The sequence below is a fragment of the Actinoallomurus sp. NBC_01490 genome (assembly GCF_036227085.1).
GTDB classification, from domain to species: domain Bacteria; phylum Actinomycetota; class Actinomycetes; order Streptosporangiales; family Streptosporangiaceae; genus Actinoallomurus; species Actinoallomurus oryzae.
In genome coordinates this window covers 4,675,025-4,691,980 of sequence record NZ_CP109433.1, presented here as the reverse complement: position 1 = coordinate 4,691,980, position 16,956 = coordinate 4,675,025, and the positions used below count along the sequence as shown (strand labels likewise).

Sequence of the window (16,956 nt, the reverse complement as noted above, 5' to 3'; positions counted from 1 at the left end):
TGCTGGCTGCGCCATCGGAAGGCACACGGTGCGCTGTTCCAGGAACGTAACCGTGTCTCATGCAGGCCACCAGAACCAGCCAGCAGATATCCGCTCATCGGCAGAGCCGGACGTGTCCACACGCGGATCGCCGATGACATGACCGGCCAGCGGCAATAGCGGATGTCGACGGATGGCGGTCGTGCCGCCGATGCGGAGGGGCCGGCCCAACGATCTTTTTGGCTAGGTCTGTCGTTCACCGATGATCTCGGGGGTCGGCAGGGCGGAGAGCACGGCTAGCGCGCGCAGGAACGCCGCCCGGTCGGCGGGAGCGAGGTGGGCGAGCACGCGGTCCTCGTTGCGCTGGATATCGGTCTGGGCCGCACGGCGTTTCCGGCGGCCCTCGTCGGTGATGGCGACAAACCGCGCGCGCCGGTCCGCCGGGTCTCGGGTGCGTTCTAGCAGACCGTTGCCTTCTAGTTCGTCCAGCACGCCGATGATGCGGCTCTTGTCCGCGCCGATGAACTCCGCGAGCGCGGCCTGGGTGCGTACCGGCTGGCTGTCCAGGGCGTTGAGCACGACGTAGCCCCACATGCTCAGTCCATGTGCACGCAGCACCGGCTGCTCGGCGGCGATCAGTGCTCGTTGCAGCGGCGCGATCATCGCCGCGAGATCCCGTTGCCGACCGGTCATGATCAGTATGGTAACGACCTTTACCGGATGATAAGCATCAGCATATCGTAGGCGCATGCTTATCAATGAGCTGCTGGCCCACCATCGCGCCGCGGTCCGCACCAGCATCGCCATCGTCTCCCAGGTCCAAGCCGATGATCTGGGCCGACCCACGCCCTGTGCCGAGTGGACACTCGCCGACCTGCTTGCCCACATGACCGCCCAACATCGCGGCTTCGCCGCCGCGGCCCGAGGCCGAGGAGGTGATCGTGCGGCGTGGCAGGTCCGGCCCATCGACCCAAGCCCAGTGACCGAATATGCCGACGCCGCCGAGGATGTCCTTGCCGCGTTCGCTGAGCCAGGGGTGCCGCACCGGGAGTTTCACCTGCCGGAGTTCCGCCCGGTGTCGCACTTCCCGGCAGCCCAGGCCGTCGGCTTCCATCTGATCGACTACGTGGTGCACGGCTGGGACGTGGCGCGCTCACTGCGACTCCCCTACCAACTGGCCCCGGAACTGGCCGGACCGGCACTGCGGATCGCGCTCGCGGTACCGAACGGTGACAACCGGTCGGCGCCCGGCGCAGCGTTCCGGCCCGCATTGGCCAGAAGCGACGACGCGGACCCGCTGCACCAGATTCTCACCACGTTGGGGCGCTCACCCGATTGGCCACAGGCCCGACACGGTTGAAGGCTTGCCGCGGACACTGCACCCGCACCGGGCACGACCATCCACGCCCAACACCTGAAATATCCGCAATCCGGCGTGAGCGGACGCGTCGCCAGCCGGTCAAACCTCCCGAAGTCACGACCGACATGACAACCGACCTCGGTAAGAGGCACGCGGCGGCCCTGAGGTACGGGTTTCGGGCTGGGACCGGTCCCGGGACGGTGCGCTTACCGTCTGCTGTCCGATACGACGCAACGAACGTACGAGGGAGCACGCCCATGACATGCCCGTCGGCTGGAGTCCGGGCCTTCGCGCCGGTCGTCCTGGTCAGTGTCACGGCCCTGACGCTGGCCGGCTGCGGAGCCGGCGAGCGCGGATCCGACGGCGCTTCGCCTTCCGCCCGGACGTCGAGCCGGTCCGCGGCGCCGTCGCCCACACCGCGCCAGGCCGCGGACGGGACCAAGCTGAGCGCGTGCGAGGACGGCACCTGCGAGGTGACGGTGACCGGCCGGGCGCGGATCCCGGTGAACCGAAAGTCCGGGCTCGCCTCGCTGAAGGTGAGGTCGATCACGTCCGGCGAGATCCGTCTCACGGGCATCGCGGCATCCACGCCGACGGGATATTCGTTCGCCACGTCGTGCGGAGGTGATGCTTCGTGCTCGACCTCAGTGGACAACGACAAGGCCGACGTGACGGCCCGCGCCGGCGCGGAGATCACGCTCAACCGGCTCCTGATCCGGGTGACCTCGATCGCCGGCGGATCCGCCATCCTTCGCCTGTCGCGCGCGTAGTTTCTCGAACGCGGACGCGGTCCATCTCGGTTCCGGGCGGTCGCTCAGCGGCGGCGGGCGTTGGTACGGCGGGTCGGCTCCGCGGTGGCCGGGTCCTCCGGCCACGGGTGGCGTGGATAGCGTCCGCGCAGCTCCGCGCGTACGCTCCGGTAGCCCTCGCGCCAGAACGAGGCGAGGTCCGCGGTGACGGCGGCCGGGCGGCCGGCGGGCGACAGCAGGTGGACGACGAGCGGCACCCCGGCGACACGTGGCGCCTCCTGCCAGCCGAACAGCTCCTGCAGCTTGGCCGCCAGCACGGGCCGCTCGCCCGTGTAGTCGATCCGGATCCGCGAGCCGCTGGGGACGGTGACGCGCTCCGGCGCGACCTCGTCGAGCCGTGCCGCGCACTCCCACGGCAGCAGACCGCGCAGCGCCGCCGTCACGTCGAGACGCCGCAGGCCGGCGCGGTCGCGGGCGGCCGAGGCCGGGTCCAGCGACGCGAGCAGGGCGTCGTCGTCCATCGCGGGCCAGGGCGGGCCGAGCTCCCGATGGCAGAACGCCAGCCGCGCGCGCAGCGCCTCGGCCTCGCGCGTCCAGTTCAGCAGGCCCAGTCCCTCGCGGCGCAGGCCCTCGCGGAGCGCGGCGCGGACGAGTTCGGGGTCGGGGTTCTCCAAAGGTACGGCGCCGAGCTCGATGGCGCCGAGCCGCTCGACCCGGCGGGCCACCACGTCGCCGTCGCGCCAGACGACCTCCTCCTCCACCGTCGCCCCGACGGCGAGCCGCGCGGTCTCCTCATCGATCGGCACGGCCTGGCGCACGCGCGCCGACGGAGCGCGCGGCGCCCGGTCGGCGACCGCGATGGCGAGCCAGCCGGCACCGGTCAGCCGCGAGCCCCGCTCCGTGACGGCGGCCGTCCCGGACGCCATCAGGTAGCCGCCGTCCCGCGCCCGCGCGACCCGTTCGGGGAAGGCGAGCGCGACCACGATCCCGGCGGCCGTCTCGTCGTCCGGCCCGGACACCGCCACACGCCCGGACACGCCCGCGCCGCTCCCGGACGGCCCCACGCCACCGCCGGACGGCTCCGCGCCGGCTGGGAGTGCCCGGCGCAGGCGGCGTGTCTCGTCGCGGAAGGACGGCTCGCGGCGTCGCGTTCGCCACTGCGCGACCAGGTCGTCGTCACCGGAGCGGCGGTCGTCGGAGAGCAGCGCCACGACCTCGGCCGCACGCTCGCCCACGTGCGCGGCGCCGTCGATGAGGGCGCGGGCCAGCCGCGGGTGCACGCCGACACGTGCCATTTCCCGTCCGCGCCCGGTCGCGCGCCCGTCGTCCTCGACGGCGCCGATCGCCCGCAGCGTGGCTCGGGCCGCCCGCAGCGCGGCGGGCGGCGGCGGGTCCAGCAGGGCGAGCCCGGCGGCGTCCGGATCGCCCCAGCACGCCGCCTGCAGCGCGAAGCCGGTCAGGTCGGCCAGTTCGATCTCCGGCCGCGGCTGCTCGGGCAGCCGGTCGTGCTCGGCCGCGGACCAGCAGCGGTAGACGCGGCCCGGCGCCTCGCGCCCGGCCCGGCCGGCCCGCTGGTCCGCCGTCGCCCGCGAGGACCGTACGGTGGTCAGCGTGCCGAGGCCGCGTGCGTGGTCGACGCGGGGTTCGCGGGACAGGCCGGAGTCCACCACGGCGCGTACGCCCGGCACGGTCAGCGACGACTCGGCGACCGAGGTGGCGAGCACGACCCGCCGTGACCCGCCCTCGCGTGGCCGCAGGGCCGCCTCCTGGACCTCCGCGGGCGCCCGGCCGTGCAGCTGGAGCACCTCCAGCCCGGTGAGGGCGCCGGCCACCCGGCCCAGCTCGCGTACGCCCGGCAGGAAGCACAGCACGTCACCGTCCCCTTCTTCCAGCGCCCGTCGCACCGTCCGCGCGACGTGGTCGAGCAGCGCGGGGTCGACCGACAGCCCGTGCGGCGGGCGTACGGGCCGCGGCGGTGGCGCCCAGACCGTCTCGACCGGGTGCGCGGCCGCGTCGGCCGTCACCACCGGGGCGCCGCCCAGCAGCCGCGCCCACGCGGCGGTGCCGGCCGTGGCCGACGCGGCGACCAGGCCGAGGTCGGGCCGGAGCGCCGCACGTACGTCGAGCAGGAACGCCAGCGCGGTGTCGGCGTCGAGGTGGCGTTCGTGGCACTCGTCGAGGATGACGACGTCCGCCCGCACGTCCGGGTCGTGCTGGAGGCGTTGCAGCAGGACGCCGGTGGTGACCACCTCGACCGCGCTGCCGGGCCGCCGCTCCCCGCGGATGGCGTACCCGACCCGCTCGCCGACCGGCTCACCGAGCATCCAGGCCATCCGGCGGGCGGCGGCGCGCGCGGCCAGCCGCCGCGGCTCGGCCACGATGACCCGCCGGCCCGTCTCGGCGAGGGCCAGCGGTACGAGCGTGGTCTTGCCGGTGCCGGGCGGCGCGGCCAGCACGGCGGCGCCCGTGGAGTCGAGCGCGCCGCGCAGGCCGGGCAGCGCGGCGGCCACCGGGAGGTCGAAGGAGCGCACGGCATCAGTCTCGCGGACGGACGCCGGTGCGGCGGACGGTGGACCGGCATACTGACGACCGGTGACCCGCCCGTGGAAGGGACGCGCACGGCCGACCACACGTCATCGCCCGATCACGCGGGCGCGGCCGACGCCGCGCCTCCGGGTGGCGTCTCAGGTTTCCGGCGGCTCCGCCGCGGCGAACGGCGCGCGGAACGGTTCCTCGCTCTCGCCGGCACGCCGGCCTCGCAGCGTGGCCTCGCCGTGGCGACCGGGGTCCGCGGCGAGGCGGCGCGTCGCCTCGCGGACCGCGCGCACGGCGTTCCGCAGGCGGCGGGGGCTCCACTCGCGGTCGAGCAGCTGCGCCACGATCAGCAGGAGCCTCGCGGCCTGGTCGAGTGGTCCGCCGGGCTCGGCCGCGGCGCGCTCGACCGCGGTGAGAATGGCGTCCTGCTCGACGAACAGCCAGGTGCGCGCCGCCTCGCGGGTGAGGCCGCGCGATCGGGCGCCCTCGCCCGCCTCCGACGGCGAGCCGCCGAGCACCCCGGCCGCCTCGTGCGCCGCCGCCAGGTAGTAGTCGAGCAGCCCGTGCACGGCGCGTACGCGCTCCTCCCGGGTGCCGGAACGGTTCAGCGCGAAGATCCGGAGCAGGTCGTGGAAGCGGTACCGGTCCGGGGCGCAGCTCTCCAGCAGGCTCAGATCGGCGAGCGTCTGCAGGATGTCGTCGGCGCGCTGGGGCCGCAGGCCGAGCGCGGCGCCGGCGGCGCCGGTCGAGAAGCCGGGCCCGTCGGCCAGCGCCAGCAGCCGGAACGCCCGTGCCTCGTCCCTTCCCAGCAGGTCATAGCCCAGCCGGAAGCAGGTGACGGCCGCGGGCAGTTCCTCGATCCGGCCGCGGGCGAGACGGCGGGCCAGGGCGTCGATCCGCAGCGAGGGCCGAGCCGCCAGCCAGGCGCCCGCGCCGCGTACCGCCAGCGGCAGGAACCCGCAGGCGGCCACCAGGTCGAGGGCCGCCGCGCGCTCGGCCGCCACGCGTTCCGCGCCGGCCGCGCTCTCCAGGAGCGCCACCGCCTCGCACGGCTCGAGAACGTCGAGGTCGAGCCGCCGCACGCCGGGCAGCCCGGCCATCGTGGCGCGGCTCGTCACCAGCACCGCGGTCCCGGGCGCTCCGGGCAGCAGGGGCCGTACCTGGGCCGGACATCGCGCGTCGTCCAGCAGCACCAGCACCCGCCGGCCGGCCAGCTCGGACCGGTAGAGCGCCGCGCGCTCCTCCGGCGCCTCGGGGACTTCGCGCCGGCCGAGGGCGCGCAGCAGTCCCGCGAGCACGGCGTACGGCTCGGCCGGACGATCGGCCATTCCGCGCAGGTCGACGTACAGGAGGCCGCCGGAGAACCGTCGCCGTACGGCGTGGGCGACGTGCACGGCCAGCGTGGTCTTGCCGACTCCGCCCATGCCGTTCACGGCGGCGATCGGCATCGCCCCGCCGGACTCGAGCACCCCGGTCAGCTCGGCGACGGCGCCGCCCCGCCCGACGAAGTCCCCGGTGTCCGGCGGAAGCCGGTACGGCATCGCAGGTTCCTCCGCGTGAACGTGTCGAGAAAGAGAGCCCTGCACCGGTCCGTCACCTCCGGTGCAGGGCTCCGGCTTCCCGGCCGGTACGGCACGGGTCGCCACCCCCGTCCTCGCCCGGCAACGCAGCGGCATTGGCCTCCGGGCGAATGGCCGGGCCTTTACCCCCTCGGCCCGTCCACGTGAAAGATTCTGCGGGGCGGCGATCAACGTCCGATCAACGCGGAATCAACGCGAGCGGGAGCCGGTCTCAGTTGAGCGGTCACTCCGTCACCTGGGTTCCCCGGTGACGGCGCGGCCGGGACCGCCGTGCTCGGGGAAGAGGGCCGCCGCCACGTGCCGGGTGTCCGCGTACTCGACCACGGAGGCGATCCGGCCGTCGCGGACCGTGTAGACACCGACGCAGCGGTTGTCGTACGTGCCGCCGTACACGGTCCGCGCCTTGGAGGTCCACTCGGCGACCACGCGGTCGCCCTCGGCGATCGTGCCGATCAGCTCGATCTTCATTGTGCCGGGGACAAGGAGCGGTCCCATGCCGCCCAGGAAGTCGTTGACGATCGCGTCGCGGCCCTTCCATACCTTCGAGATCGGCAGATCGCCCGGGTAGTGCCAGGTCGCGTCCTCGGCGAAGCTCTCGTAGATGACGTCGGCGTCGCCGTCGCGGACGGCCTCGACGTAGCGGACGACGACGGCGCTGGGGTCGGTGGTCATGGTCGTACTCCTTTGTCCGGTCTTACTTTCGTTCAGGAGAGGGTCAGCACGGCCTTGCCGCGGATGCGGCGGTCGCGCAGATCGGTGAGGGCGGTCGCGGTGCCGGCCCAGTCCGTGACGCGGCCGATCTCGGGGTGCAGGCGGCCTTCGGCGGTCAGCCGGACGAGCGCCGCGAGGTCGTCGCCGAGTCCGGTGTCCGCGTCGAGGTAGTGGAAGTGGCGGATGACGGCCGACTCGGGTCCGGTGAAGAAGTCGAAGAAGTCGAGCGTCACCGGAGTCCGGCCGGCCTGCCCGAACCAGATGAGCGTGCCGCGTTTCGCGAGCCGTGCGAGGACGACGGGAAGTGTCTCGCCGCCCGTCGACTCCAGCACGATGTCGTACGGTCCGCGTGCGTCGGCCGGATCGTGGACGATCTTGGCCGCACCGAGCTCGGTGAGCCGCGCCCCGCGTCCGGCGTCCCGGGTCACGGCGGTGACCTGCGCCCCGGCGGCGGCCGCGAGCTCGGTCACGAAGTGCCCCACGCCCCCGGACGCACCGGTCAGCAGCACGCGCCGCCCCAACACCGGTCCGGCCGCACGCAGCAGCCGCAGCGCGGTGAGGCCGGCGAGCGGCAGCGCCGCGCCCTGGAGCGCGGAGACGGTGTCCGGCAGCACCGCGAGCGCGTCGGTCGGCACGGCCGCGAACTCCGCCCAGCCGCCCGCCATGGGATGGCCAACGACGCGCGTGATACCGCTCGGCCCGCTCCCGTCGGCGGCCGGCTGCACCACGAGGCCCGCGATGTCCTTGCCGGGCCGCTCGCCGGGCACGGGCGCTTCCAACTTGAACGTCTCGCCCCGGTTGACCGAGAACGCCTCGACCTTCACGAGCGCCTCGTTCGCGCGCGGCGCCGGCTCGGGGACGTCGGCGAGGACGACCGGCTCGGCAGGATCTCCGGTGGGTATGAGAGCTTTCATGGTTGTTGCCTCCCTGGCGGTGCCTGTGGACACTTCACCGGGTGAGGCGGTGGTGGGGCCAACAACGGAGCCGTCCGGCCGACAACGCCGAGTTGTCGTATATGGTCAGCCGCGTGGACCTCGACCTCGCCCTGGTCCGCGCGTTCGTCGCGACCGCCGAGACACTGCATTTCGGGCTTGCCTCCAAGCGGCTGAACACCAGCCAGCAGGCCCTGTCGAAGCGCATCGCGCGCCTGGAGTCGCTGCTCGCCGTCAGGCTGTTCGAGCGCGAGGGCGGTACGCGGTTGACCGAGGCCGGTGAGCGGTTCGAACCGGCCGCACGCGAGGCCCTCGCGGCGGGTGAGCGCGCGGTCGCGGCGGCACTGGGCGTCGGGCAGGCCGTACGGATCGACGTGTGGGGTCATCTCTATGCGCCGATGCGCACCGTCGCGCAGGCGGTGGAATCGCTCGGCGCGATCCGGTTGGAGCCGGGCCCGGCACGTGACTGGCCGTCCGTCGCGGAGGCGCTACTGCGCGGTGACACCGACCTGGGTTTCGGCCGGGTGCACCCGCTCCCCGGTGGCCGCGACGCGGGCCTCGCCCAGCGGCTCGTGCGCCTGGAGCCCGTCGACGCGGTGGTCAGCGCGTCGCACACGCTGGCCGGCGCGGACGAACTGCGCCCGACCGACCTGCGCGACAGCACACTGTGGTGCCCGGCCGAGCTGACCCGCCTCGACTTCCTGCGGCGCTTCGCCGACGAGTTCGGGATCACACGGCGCCAGGACGGCCCCAACCTGGGCCTTGACCACCTCGTTCAGCACATCCGCACCGACGCGACATGCTTCACGCTCTTCCCCGCCGACGCGCCGCTGCCCGATCACGCGGGTCTGCGCTCCATCCCGATCGTCGCACCGACCCCGCTGTACGCGTGGTCGCTCGCCTGGCGCGAGTCTCACCGCCATCCGCTGCTCGACACCCTGCTGCACGGTTTCACCGAAGCGGGCCGTACGCGGCGCTGGCTGGACTACGTACCGGAGCGTGACTGGCTCCCGGAGTCGGACCACGCGAAAATCGCGGGTCTGGTGGGGGGCTGACCGGTGAGGCCGTGCGGATCCTACAGGTAGAAGCCGGTCTCGGTGGCCGGTGCCGGGGTGGCCGCCTCGCGCCCGTCGCGGAGGGCGTACAGCTCGGCGAGCGTCGCACCCTGGCGCAGGTCGTGACCGTCGGCGTCGGCGCCGAGCCAGGCCGCGGCCTCCGCCGGCGACATCCGGCCCACCTCCACCTGGGCCAGGCAGCGTCCCGGCCGTACGACGGCGGGGTGCAGGGCCGCGAGCGGCTCATTCGTGGTGATCGCGACGAGCACGTCGCGGCCCTGGCCGAGCAGGCCGTCGGTCAGGTTGAGCAGCCGGGACAGTCCCTGTCCGGTGGCGGCCTTGGCGTCGCCGCTGATCAGCTCGTCGCAGTCCTCGACGACGAGGAGCCGCCAGCGCCGGTCGTCGTCGTCCTCGCCGACCGCGACCTCCATGAGGTACGCCGGGTTGCTGAAGAGCTGCTCGGGGTCGAGCACGCAGTCGAACTGGCACCACTTGGACCACTCGCGGGCCATGGCGCGCAGCGCGGTGGTCTTGCCCGTGCCGGGCGGGCCGTGCAGGAGCACCAGGCGTCCGCTGATGTCGCCGGGAGTCACCTCGGTGAGCCGGTCGACGGAGGCCGCCGCCGCGGCGGTGTAGTTGTCGCGGATCTCCGGCCAGGTCGCCGCGGTGATGGAACGCTGGCTGCGCGCCGCGCCGTGCGATCCGAGGTGCCAAAAACCCATCTCGACCCGGTCCTGTTCCGGAGGCGACGGCTCGACGGCGTCGCGGATCGCCTCCTCCAGCACCGAGGCGCACAGCTCGTCGCTGACCGCCGTCACCTCGACCATGCCCGACCCGCCGCGCCAGCGTACGGACCGCAGCGTCCAGCCGTCGCCGCGGGCGAGCACGGCCTCGCGGTTCTCCTCCCGCGAGGTGCGCAGCACCCGCGCTCCGGCCGGCCGCAGCGGCGCGTCGGGCCGGATGCGCTCCATCCGCTTGGACCGCGCGAACGGCTGCCGCCCCGCCGCGAACGCCTCCATGGCCAGCACGTCGATCACGTCACCGACGGTGTCGGTCGTGTCGAGCTGGAACGTCACGGGGGGCTCCGGCTCGGCTCCGTTGATCGGCAGTAGATCGGACATGACGTCCATGATCAGGTCATCCGCGCGTCCACGTCCACTCAATACCCGCCAGGAAGTCGCGAAGAAGCGCGCAGGCCTGGTCAGGGTCCTCGCGGAAGACTCCGTGACCGACGTCCGGTACGACGTGCAGGCGCGCGGCCGGCAGTGCCGCGCTGAGGCGCCGGGCGGCGGGCACCGTCGCCACCGGGTCGTGCTCCCCCGCCAGGATCATCGTCGGGCACGTGACCCGGCCGAGCCGTGGCCAGGGGTCGAAGGAGCCGGCGAGCACCTGACGGAAGTGTTCGAGCACGCCGGGGTTCCAGCGGATGCGCCGCAGCCGGTCGGAGCCGTCGGGGTCATCGCCGGGTCGCCGGGAGTAGAGAGGAAGGCAGACGCGCGGGTACGCCTCCCGGATCTCGTCGGTCGCCTCGCCGTTCCAGTAGCGCCGGGCGATCTCACGGGCCTCGGCGCCACCGAGCCGCTCCATGATGGCGAGCCGTTCGTCCATCGCGCCGGGCATCACGCTGTCGAGCACGATCCCGCCGAGCCTGGCGGAGTGCCGGATCGCGGCCGTCAGCGCCACCCAGCCGCCGGCGGACGTGCCGAGCAGGACCGGCTCGGCGATGTCCAGCGCGTCGCAGAAGGCGATGACGTCGTCGGCCCAGCGCTCCCAGGTCCAAAGCTCCGGGCCGCTGCGGTCCGACCGCCCGCTCCCCCGCTGGTCGAGGTAGATCACCTGCGCGTACTCGGTGACACCGTCGAGCACCGGCTTGAAGGTCGTGTGGTCGGCGCCCGGCCCGCCGTGCAGGGCGATGACCGTCGGGCGTTCCGCCATCGCGGGGCCGTCGGGGGCGAGCCCGCAGCCGTCGACGTCGAAGTACAGGGAGATGTCACCGATCGCCACGCGCATGAGGCAACGATCGCCTCAACGGCGCGTCATTTCCAGTACTCGTCCTTGAGCAGGCGCTTGTAGAGCTTGCCGGTCGGGTGGCGGGGCAGCTCACCGCGGAAGTCGACCGTGCGCGGGCACTTGTAGTGCGCCAGGTTCGCCCGGCAGTGCTCGATGAGCTCCCGCTCCAGCTCCGGGCCCGCCTCGGCGAGGTCCATCGGCTGCACGACCGCCTTGACCGCCTCGCCCATCTCCGGGTCCGGCACCCCGATCACCGTCACGTCGGCGACCTTCGGGTGGACGGCGAGGACGTTCTCCGCCTCCTGCGGGTAGACGTTCACCCCGCCACTGATGATCATGTACGACAGCCGGTCGGTGAGGTAGAGGAAGCCTTCCTCGTCCACGTACCCGACGTCGCCCAGCGTGGTCCAGCCACGGCCGAGCGGGTCGCGGGAGGACGCGGTCTTCGCCGGGTCGTCGTGGTACTCGAACTGCGGGCCGCCCCCGAAGTACAGCGTCCCGACCCGTCCCGCCGGAAGCTCGTCGCCCTCCTCGTCGCAGACGTGGATCTCGCCGAGCAGCGGCCGGCCGACCGTGCCCGGGTGCGCCAGCCACGCCTTGGAGTCGGCGTAGACGAAGCAGTTGCCCTCGGTGCCCGCGTAGTACTCGTGCAGCACCGGCCCCCACCAGTCGATCATCTGCTGCTTGACCTCGACCGGGCAGGGGGCGGCGGCGTGCACGGCGTACTTCAGGCTCGACAGGTCGTATGCCGACCGCGTGGACTCCGGCAGCTTGAGCATCCGGATGAACATCGTCGGCACCCACTGGCTGTGCGTCACGCCGTACCGCTCGATCAGCCGCAGCGCCTCCTCGGCGTCGAACCGCTCCATCACCACCACGGTCGAGCCGAAACGGTGGAAGGTGAGGCAGTAGCGCAGCGGCGCGGCGTGGTACAGCGGCGCCGGCGACAGGTACACCGAGTGCTCGTCCGGCTGGAAGAGGAAGGACACCAGCTGGGTGAGCTTGTTCGGCGTGCCCGGCGGCGCGAGCGACAGCGTGGGCTTGACGCCCTTGGGCCGTCCGGTGGTGCCGGAGGAGTAGAGCATGTCCACGCCCTCGCACTCGTCCTCGATCGGCCCGGCGGGCTGCCCGGCGATGCGCTCCTCGTACGAGTCGAAGCCCGGAGCGGCGCCGTCGAGCATCAGCCGCAGCTCGACCCCGGGAGTCCGGTCGGCGACCGCGGTCGCCACCTCGGCCAGCCGGGCGGAGGTGAGGAAGACGCGCGCCCCGCAGTTGTCGATGATGTAGGCCAGTTCGTCGGCCTGCAGGCGTGAGCTGATCGCGGTGTAGTACAGCCCGGAACGCTGCGCCGCCCACGCGATCGCCAGGTACGACGGGTGGTTCTCCAGCATGAAGGCCACGTGGTCGCCGGGACGCAGGCCCTCGGCGCGCAGCAGGTGGGCGAGCCGGTTCGACTCCTCGTCCAGCTCGCGGAAGGTGATGACCTTGCCCGAACCCGCCATGATCACTGCTGGTTTGTCCGGCGTCAGGGCCGCGATGTGTCCCAGGTGCACGAAACCGAACGCTACTCGGTTTGGGTGCGGCGCGGAAGGACACCGGCCCCGGCGGGAGCGGGTTCCGGGCGGTTCGGGCGCTGGTCCACCGCCCGTCCCGCATGAGGTGGTCCGGCCCCGCGTGGGGCCGGACCGGATCAGGATGTCAGGCGACCTGGCGCAGGCCGAAGACGTTGCCGTCCGCGTCTTTCACCGTGGCGATCAGCGTGCCGCCGCCGACGTCGCGGACGTCCTGGAGCGTCTCCGCGCCTGCCTCGAGCAGCGCCTGGAGGCTCGCCTTGATGTCCTCGACGTGCCAGTACGCGATCGGCCCGGCGCCGCCCTCGCGGTGGCCGTTCGGGTCCAGCCCGATGTCCTGGCCGCCGACCTTGTAGCCGACGTAGTACGGCGTGTCCGCGTAGGGCTCGACGCCCGCCAGCCCGCCGTACAGGGCCTTGGCCGCCGCGATGTCGGTGACGGGGAAGATGATGGTCTTGATGCCTTCGGTCATGGCGTGCTCCTCCAGTCGATCGAGGTGGAGCCGTCGCGAAGGCCCCACGTCGAGAACGCTACGGACCGCGCGGCGACGGAGGCTTCTTCATTCCTGACCGGTTGGGCGGGCAGGCCTCAGATCCGTTTGCCCTGGTCCGCCCAGTACGGATCGCGGATGAGGCGTTTGTAGAGCTTGCCGGTCGGCGTCCGCGGCAGCGCGTCGAGGAAGTCCACCGACCGGGGCGCCTTGTAGCCGGCCAGGGAACGCCGGGAGAAGGCGATCAGCTCCTGCTCCAGCGCGTCCGAGGGTTCGTGCCCGTCCTCGAGTTCGACCGCCGCCTTCACCTGCTCGCCGTACTCCCGGTCCGGCACGCCGAAGACCGCGACGTCGCGTACGGCCGGGTGGGTGATGAGCACGCCCTCGATCTCGGCCGGGTAGATATTCACCCCGCCACTGATGATCATGTCGATGACGCGGTCGGAGAGGAACAGGTAGCCGTCCTCGTCGAGATGGCCCACGTCGCCGGTGGTGAACAGCCCGTCGCGGTGCACGGAGGCGGTCTTGTCCGGGTCGCCCCAGTACTCCACGTCGTCGCCGCTGGTGTAGCGGAACCAGAGTTGGCCGCGCTCCCCCGTGGCGGCCGGCGAGCCGTCCTCGCGCAGCACGTGGATCTCGGTCGTCGGCAGCGCCCGCCCGACCGTGCCGGGCCGCTCCAGCCACTCCGGCGACGACACGATGGTGTTCACCGACGACTCCGTGGAGCCGTAGTACTCGTACAGGATCGGGCCGAACCAGTCGATCATCTGGCGCTTGACCTCGGGCGAGCACGGTGCGGCACCGTGCCAGACCGCGGCGAGGCCGGACAGGTCGTACCTCCGCCGGGTCTCCTCGTCCAGGCGCAGGAGACGGACGAACTGGGTCGGCACCAGGTGGACGTTGGTGATCCGGTGCTCCTCGATGAGGCGCAGCGTCTCCTCGGGGTCGAACGAACGCCGCATGACGACCGAGCGCCCCGCGCAGAGCATGACGTAGGACCACAGCCACTGCGCCGAGTGGTAGACCGGCCCGACCAGCAGCGACCGCCCGCCTTCGGGGATGGACAGGATCTGCGCGAAGCTCTCGGCGACGAGCTTCATCGTCTCCAGCGGGGCGCCGGTCGTGACGAGCCTGCGCTTCACGCCCTTCGGCCGCCCGGTCGTGCCGGAGGTGTAGATCATCGGCCAGCCCATCACCTGACCGGCCGGTGCTCCGTCCGGCCCGCCGGCGAGGAACTCCTCATACGGCCGGAAGCCGGGGACCTCGCCGATGCCGACACGGAACGGCGTGTCCACCGCCGCCTCGGCCGCCACGTCCGCGAAGGCGTCCTCGGAGAACACCGCCCGGGCCCCGGAGTCGGCGAGGACGTACCTCAGCTCGTCGGCGGTCCAGTGCCAGTTGACCACGACGTAACGCAGCCCGATGTGCGTGGCCGCGGCCATCAGCTCGAAGTACTCCCGGCGGTTGCCCGAGTGGATCGCGATGGCGTCGCCGTCGTCGAGGCCGAGGCCCCGCAGCGCACCCGCGAGGCGGTCGACCCGCGCCTCGAACTCGCGCCACGTGGTGACACCGCGCTCGTCCGTGACGGCCGGTTCGTCCGGTCGCGCCTCGGCGTACGGGCGGAGCAGTTCGGCCATGAGGACCTCCCGTCGTTCAGTGCGTGCGAGCCCCCGCCATGCGCAGGGCGAGCCCGACATAGCGGGCCTCCAGCTCGGCGTGGCTCAGAGGCCGGTGCTCGTGGAACCATTCGCTTATGTGCACGCACATGTCAAGGATCGGCAGCGCGGTGAGTACGGCCGCCGTACGATCGTCGCCCCCGACCAGGTCGAAGACCTGCTTCTTCTGACCGGCGAGCAGCACCTCGACCACGGTGTCGCGCAGGCGCCGGCGGATCGCGACGACCTCGTCGTAGCGCGCCCCGGTCAGTAGGGGGAACTCCCGGTTGGCCACGCGGGCGGTCTCCCGGTGGTCGGAGTGCCGTGCGACGTAGACGCGCACGATCGCGCTGAGCTCGGCGACCGGGTCGCCCGCCACCGCCGCCACCGCCGCCGTCAGGGCGCCCTCCAGCCGCAGGTGGATGTCCCGCACCACGGCGTAGAGGAGCTCGTCCTTGGACTCGAAGTGGTTGTAGAGCGCGCCCGGGGTGAGGCCGCACGCCTCGGTGATCTGCCGGACCGACGTCGCGATCGCGCCCTGCCGGTAGAACAGCTCGACGGCGGCGGCGGCCAGACGCCGCTGGATCGGGGATCCGCTGACGGGCAGGCCGAAATCCGTCACCGCGTCACTCTCCTGTCTTGACATGCCACTTAATTCGAGCGTACTAATGTTTCCAACGCGTGAATGAACGCTCATTTACCCAATGATTGCACAGGTCATGCGGCACACGGCCTCGGGGGCGGGGCGTCTAATGGCGCTCTGGAGCAGCTCGCCCAAAGGAAAAAGAGGAAGCGATGGCTCCAACCAACCCGACGGCTCCCGCGGCGGAGGGATTCACGATCGACCGGCTCTGGCGCCGCGGCCTCGACCGGTATCCGAGCACGGGAGCGCGCTACTGGTACCTGGCCGTGGCGGTGTTCGTCACGATCATCCTGTACTACGAGCTCTATGTGGCGGGCGGCGTCGCGCCGCTCATCCTGGAGCACTTCAAGATGTCGTTCATCTACTACGTCAACATCCTGGTGCTGGCCAACCTCGTCGGCGCGTTCGGCTCCCTCGCGGCCGGCCTCGCCGACCGCTGGGGCCGCGCCAACCTGGTCGCGTACGGCCTGCTCGTCACCGGGGTGCTCGCGCTGATCACCCCGTTCGCCCCGAACAAGTTCGTCTTCGGGCTGTTCGCCGTGCTGGGCGGCATCGTCGAGGGCATGTGCCTGGTCGCGACGCCGGCACTCGTGCGCGACTTCTCCCCGCAGATCGGCCGCGCGTCCGCGATGGGCTTCTGGACGCTCGGGCCGGTCGTCGGCAGCCTGGTCGTCAGCTTCGTCGCCAACCGCACGCTGCCGCACCTGGACAACTCCTGGTCCAGCCAGTACTACATCGTCGGCGTGGTCGGGCTGGTGGCGTTCCTGATCGCGCTGTTCGGGCTGCGCGAGCTCAAACCCGGGCTCCGCGACCAGGTGATGGTCAGCGCCGGCGACCGCGCGCTCATCGAGGCGCGCGCCGACAGCGCCGAGCGGACGGCCGACCTCGACCGGCCGTGGGGGCAGATGATGCGCCTGGACATCCTGGCCCCCGCTCTCGGGATCAGCATCTTCCTGCTGATCTACTACACCGCGGTCGGTTTCTTCACCGTCTACCTGACCTCCAACTTCGGCTTCACGACGTCGAAGGCCAACGGCATCAACACCTGGTACTGGGCGATCAACGCGGTCAGCCTCGTGGTCGTCGGCGCACTCTCGGACCGGCTGCGGGTGCGCAAGCCGTTCATGGTGGCCGGTACCGTGATCGCGGTGGTCATGACGTTCCTCTTCATGACCCGGACGACGCACCCGCACACGAGCTCGACCACGCTGATCGTGATCATCGCCCTGCTCTCGCTCGGCCTCGCGACGGCGTACGCCCCGTGGATGGCGGCGTTCACCGAGACGATCGAGAAGCGCAACCCCGCGCTGACCGCGACCGGCCTGGCGATCTGGGGCTGGATCCTGCGCATCGTCGTCTGCCTGGCCTTCTTCGTCCTCCCCTATGTCGTCAGCGCGGTGGACAAGCTGGTCGAGGCTCCGGCCGTACTGGCCCAGGTGAAGGCCTCTGGCGCCAACCCGCCACCGGCGCTGCTCGCCGAGGTCGGGAAGATCAAGAGCGCCGCCGCCGACGCGCCGCACCAGTGGCAGGCCTGGTGGTGGGTGTGCATCGTGGCCGAGATCCTGTTCCTCGGCCTGATGCTGCCGCTCGTCGGCCGCTGGAGCCCGAAGGCGGCCAAGGCCGACGCCGAGGCGCACGAACGTGAGGTCGCCCGCCTCACGGGCGCGTCCTGAGGGAACCTCACCG

Annotated in this window: 15 protein-coding genes; 4 read left to right on the top strand and 11 right to left on the bottom strand. The window is 72.3% G+C overall.

Features of this window, described 5'->3' with window-relative positions:
• Window positions 1-222: 222 nt before the first annotated feature.
• Window positions 223-672 (bottom strand): MarR family winged helix-turn-helix transcriptional regulator, encoded by a 450-nt coding sequence (locus OG417_RS22315; RefSeq protein ID WP_329259298.1) that lies wholly within the window; start codon window positions 670-672, stop codon window positions 223-225.
• Between the two features lie 55 nt (window positions 673-727).
• Here OG417_RS22315 and OG417_RS22310 point away from each other — a divergent pair, with 55 nt between their 5' ends.
• Both OG417_RS22310 and OG417_RS22305 read left to right on the top strand, forming a co-directional pair.
• Window positions 728-1,339 (top strand): TIGR03086 family metal-binding protein, encoded by a 612-nt coding sequence (locus OG417_RS22310; protein WP_329259295.1) that lies wholly within the window; start codon window positions 728-730, stop codon window positions 1,337-1,339.
• Between the two features lie 257 nt (window positions 1,340-1,596).
• Window positions 1,597-2,109 (top strand): hypothetical protein, encoded by a 513-nt coding sequence (locus tag OG417_RS22305; protein WP_329259292.1) that lies wholly within the window; start codon window positions 1,597-1,599, stop codon window positions 2,107-2,109.
• A gap of 44 nt (window positions 2,110-2,153) precedes the next feature.
• Here OG417_RS22305 and hrpB read toward each other — a convergent pair whose 3' ends face one another.
• The 4 genes from hrpB to OG417_RS22285 form a co-directional block, all read right to left on the bottom strand.
• A complete protein-coding gene (gene hrpB / locus OG417_RS22300) occupies window positions 2,154-4,619 on the bottom strand; it encodes an ATP-dependent helicase HrpB (protein WP_329259289.1) in 2,466 nt (821 codons plus the stop codon).
• A 153-nt stretch (window positions 4,620-4,772) separates the two neighbouring features.
• Window positions 4,773-6,164, bottom strand: a complete 1,392-nt coding sequence (locus OG417_RS22295; RefSeq protein ID WP_329259287.1) for an NB-ARC domain-containing protein — start codon at window positions 6,162-6,164, stop codon at window positions 4,773-4,775.
• Window positions 6,165-6,434: 270 nt separating this feature from the next.
• Window positions 6,435-6,875: a nuclear transport factor 2 family protein gene (locus OG417_RS22290; protein WP_329259284.1), complete on the bottom strand. Its 441-nt coding sequence runs from the start codon at window positions 6,873-6,875 to the stop codon at window positions 6,435-6,437.
• Between the two features lie 32 nt (window positions 6,876-6,907).
• Window positions 6,908-7,828 carry a zinc-binding dehydrogenase gene (locus OG417_RS22285; protein WP_329259281.1) on the bottom strand — a complete coding sequence of 307 codons (921 nt, stop codon included), beginning with the start codon at window positions 7,826-7,828 and terminating at the stop codon, window positions 6,908-6,910.
• A gap of 113 nt (window positions 7,829-7,941) precedes the next feature.
• Here OG417_RS22285 and OG417_RS22280 point away from each other — a divergent pair, with 113 nt between their 5' ends.
• A complete protein-coding gene (locus OG417_RS22280; protein WP_329259278.1) occupies window positions 7,942-8,901 on the top strand; it encodes a LysR family transcriptional regulator in 960 nt (319 codons plus the stop codon).
• A gap of 20 nt (window positions 8,902-8,921) precedes the next feature.
• Here the strand turns inward: OG417_RS22280 and OG417_RS22275 are convergent, their stop codons facing one another.
• From OG417_RS22275 to OG417_RS22250, 6 genes are all read right to left on the bottom strand, one after another.
• A complete protein-coding gene (locus OG417_RS22275) occupies window positions 8,922-10,022 on the bottom strand; it encodes a DUF5925 domain-containing protein (RefSeq protein WP_329259275.1) in 1,101 nt (366 codons plus the stop codon).
• Between the two features lie 16 nt (window positions 10,023-10,038).
• Complete coding sequence (locus OG417_RS22270) at window positions 10,039-10,911, bottom strand: alpha/beta fold hydrolase (RefSeq protein WP_329259272.1); 873 nt, start codon at window positions 10,909-10,911, stop codon at window positions 10,039-10,041.
• 26 nt (window positions 10,912-10,937) lie between these two features.
• Entirely contained in the window at window positions 10,938-12,464 is a 1,527-nt protein-coding gene (locus OG417_RS22265) for an AMP-binding protein (protein WP_329259270.1), read from the bottom strand.
• Between the two features lie 145 nt (window positions 12,465-12,609).
• Window positions 12,610-12,954 carry a VOC family protein gene (locus OG417_RS22260; protein ID WP_329259267.1) on the bottom strand — a complete coding sequence of 115 codons (345 nt, stop codon included), beginning with the start codon at window positions 12,952-12,954 and terminating at the stop codon, window positions 12,610-12,612.
• 116 nt (window positions 12,955-13,070) lie between these two features.
• Window positions 13,071-14,609, bottom strand: a complete 1,539-nt coding sequence (locus OG417_RS22255) for an AMP-binding protein (protein WP_329259264.1) — start codon at window positions 14,607-14,609, stop codon at window positions 13,071-13,073.
• A 16-nt stretch (window positions 14,610-14,625) separates the two neighbouring features.
• Window positions 14,626-15,249: a TetR/AcrR family transcriptional regulator gene (locus tag OG417_RS22250; protein ID WP_329259261.1), complete on the bottom strand. Its 624-nt coding sequence runs from the start codon at window positions 15,247-15,249 to the stop codon at window positions 14,626-14,628.
• Between the two features lie 173 nt (window positions 15,250-15,422).
• Here OG417_RS22250 and OG417_RS22245 point away from each other — a divergent pair, with 173 nt between their 5' ends.
• The gene (locus OG417_RS22245) at window positions 15,423-16,943 is read left to right on the top strand and encodes an MFS transporter (RefSeq protein ID WP_329259258.1); all 1,521 of its coding nucleotides are present in this window, start codon (window positions 15,423-15,425) and stop codon (window positions 16,941-16,943) included.
• Window positions 16,944-16,956 lie beyond the last annotated feature (13 nt).

Bases quoted from the DNA above. Each gene is read 5' to 3' on its own strand.
- OG417_RS22315 (WP_329259298.1), bottom strand. From the start codon at position 672: ATGACCGGTCGGCAACGGGATCTCGCGGCGATGATCGCGCCGCTGCAA.
- OG417_RS22310 (WP_329259295.1), top strand. From the start codon at position 728: ATGCTTATCAATGAGCTGCTGGCCCACCATCGCGCCGCGGTCCGCACC.
- OG417_RS22305 (WP_329259292.1), top strand. From the start codon at position 1,597: ATGACATGCCCGTCGGCTGGAGTCCGGGCCTTCGCGCCGGTCGTCCTG.
- OG417_RS22295 (WP_329259287.1), bottom strand. From the start codon at position 6,164: ATGCCGTACCGGCTTCCGCCGGACACCGGGGACTTCGTCGGGCGGGGC.
- OG417_RS22290 (WP_329259284.1), bottom strand. From the start codon at position 6,875: ATGACCACCGACCCCAGCGCCGTCGTCGTCCGCTACGTCGAGGCCGTC.
- OG417_RS22285 (WP_329259281.1), bottom strand. From the start codon at position 7,828: ATGAAAGCTCTCATACCCACCGGAGATCCTGCCGAGCCGGTCGTCCTC.
- OG417_RS22275 (WP_329259275.1), bottom strand. From the start codon at position 10,022: ATGTCCGATCTACTGCCGATCAACGGAGCCGAGCCGGAGCCCCCCGTG.
- OG417_RS22270 (WP_329259272.1), bottom strand. From the start codon at position 10,911: ATGCGCGTGGCGATCGGTGACATCTCCCTGTACTTCGACGTCGACGGC.
- OG417_RS22260 (WP_329259267.1), bottom strand. From the start codon at position 12,954: ATGACCGAAGGCATCAAGACCATCATCTTCCCCGTCACCGACATCGCG.
- OG417_RS22255 (WP_329259264.1), bottom strand. From the start codon at position 14,609: ATGGCCGAACTGCTCCGCCCGTACGCCGAGGCGCGACCGGACGAACCG.
- OG417_RS22245 (WP_329259258.1), top strand. From the start codon at position 15,423: ATGGCTCCAACCAACCCGACGGCTCCCGCGGCGGAGGGATTCACGATC.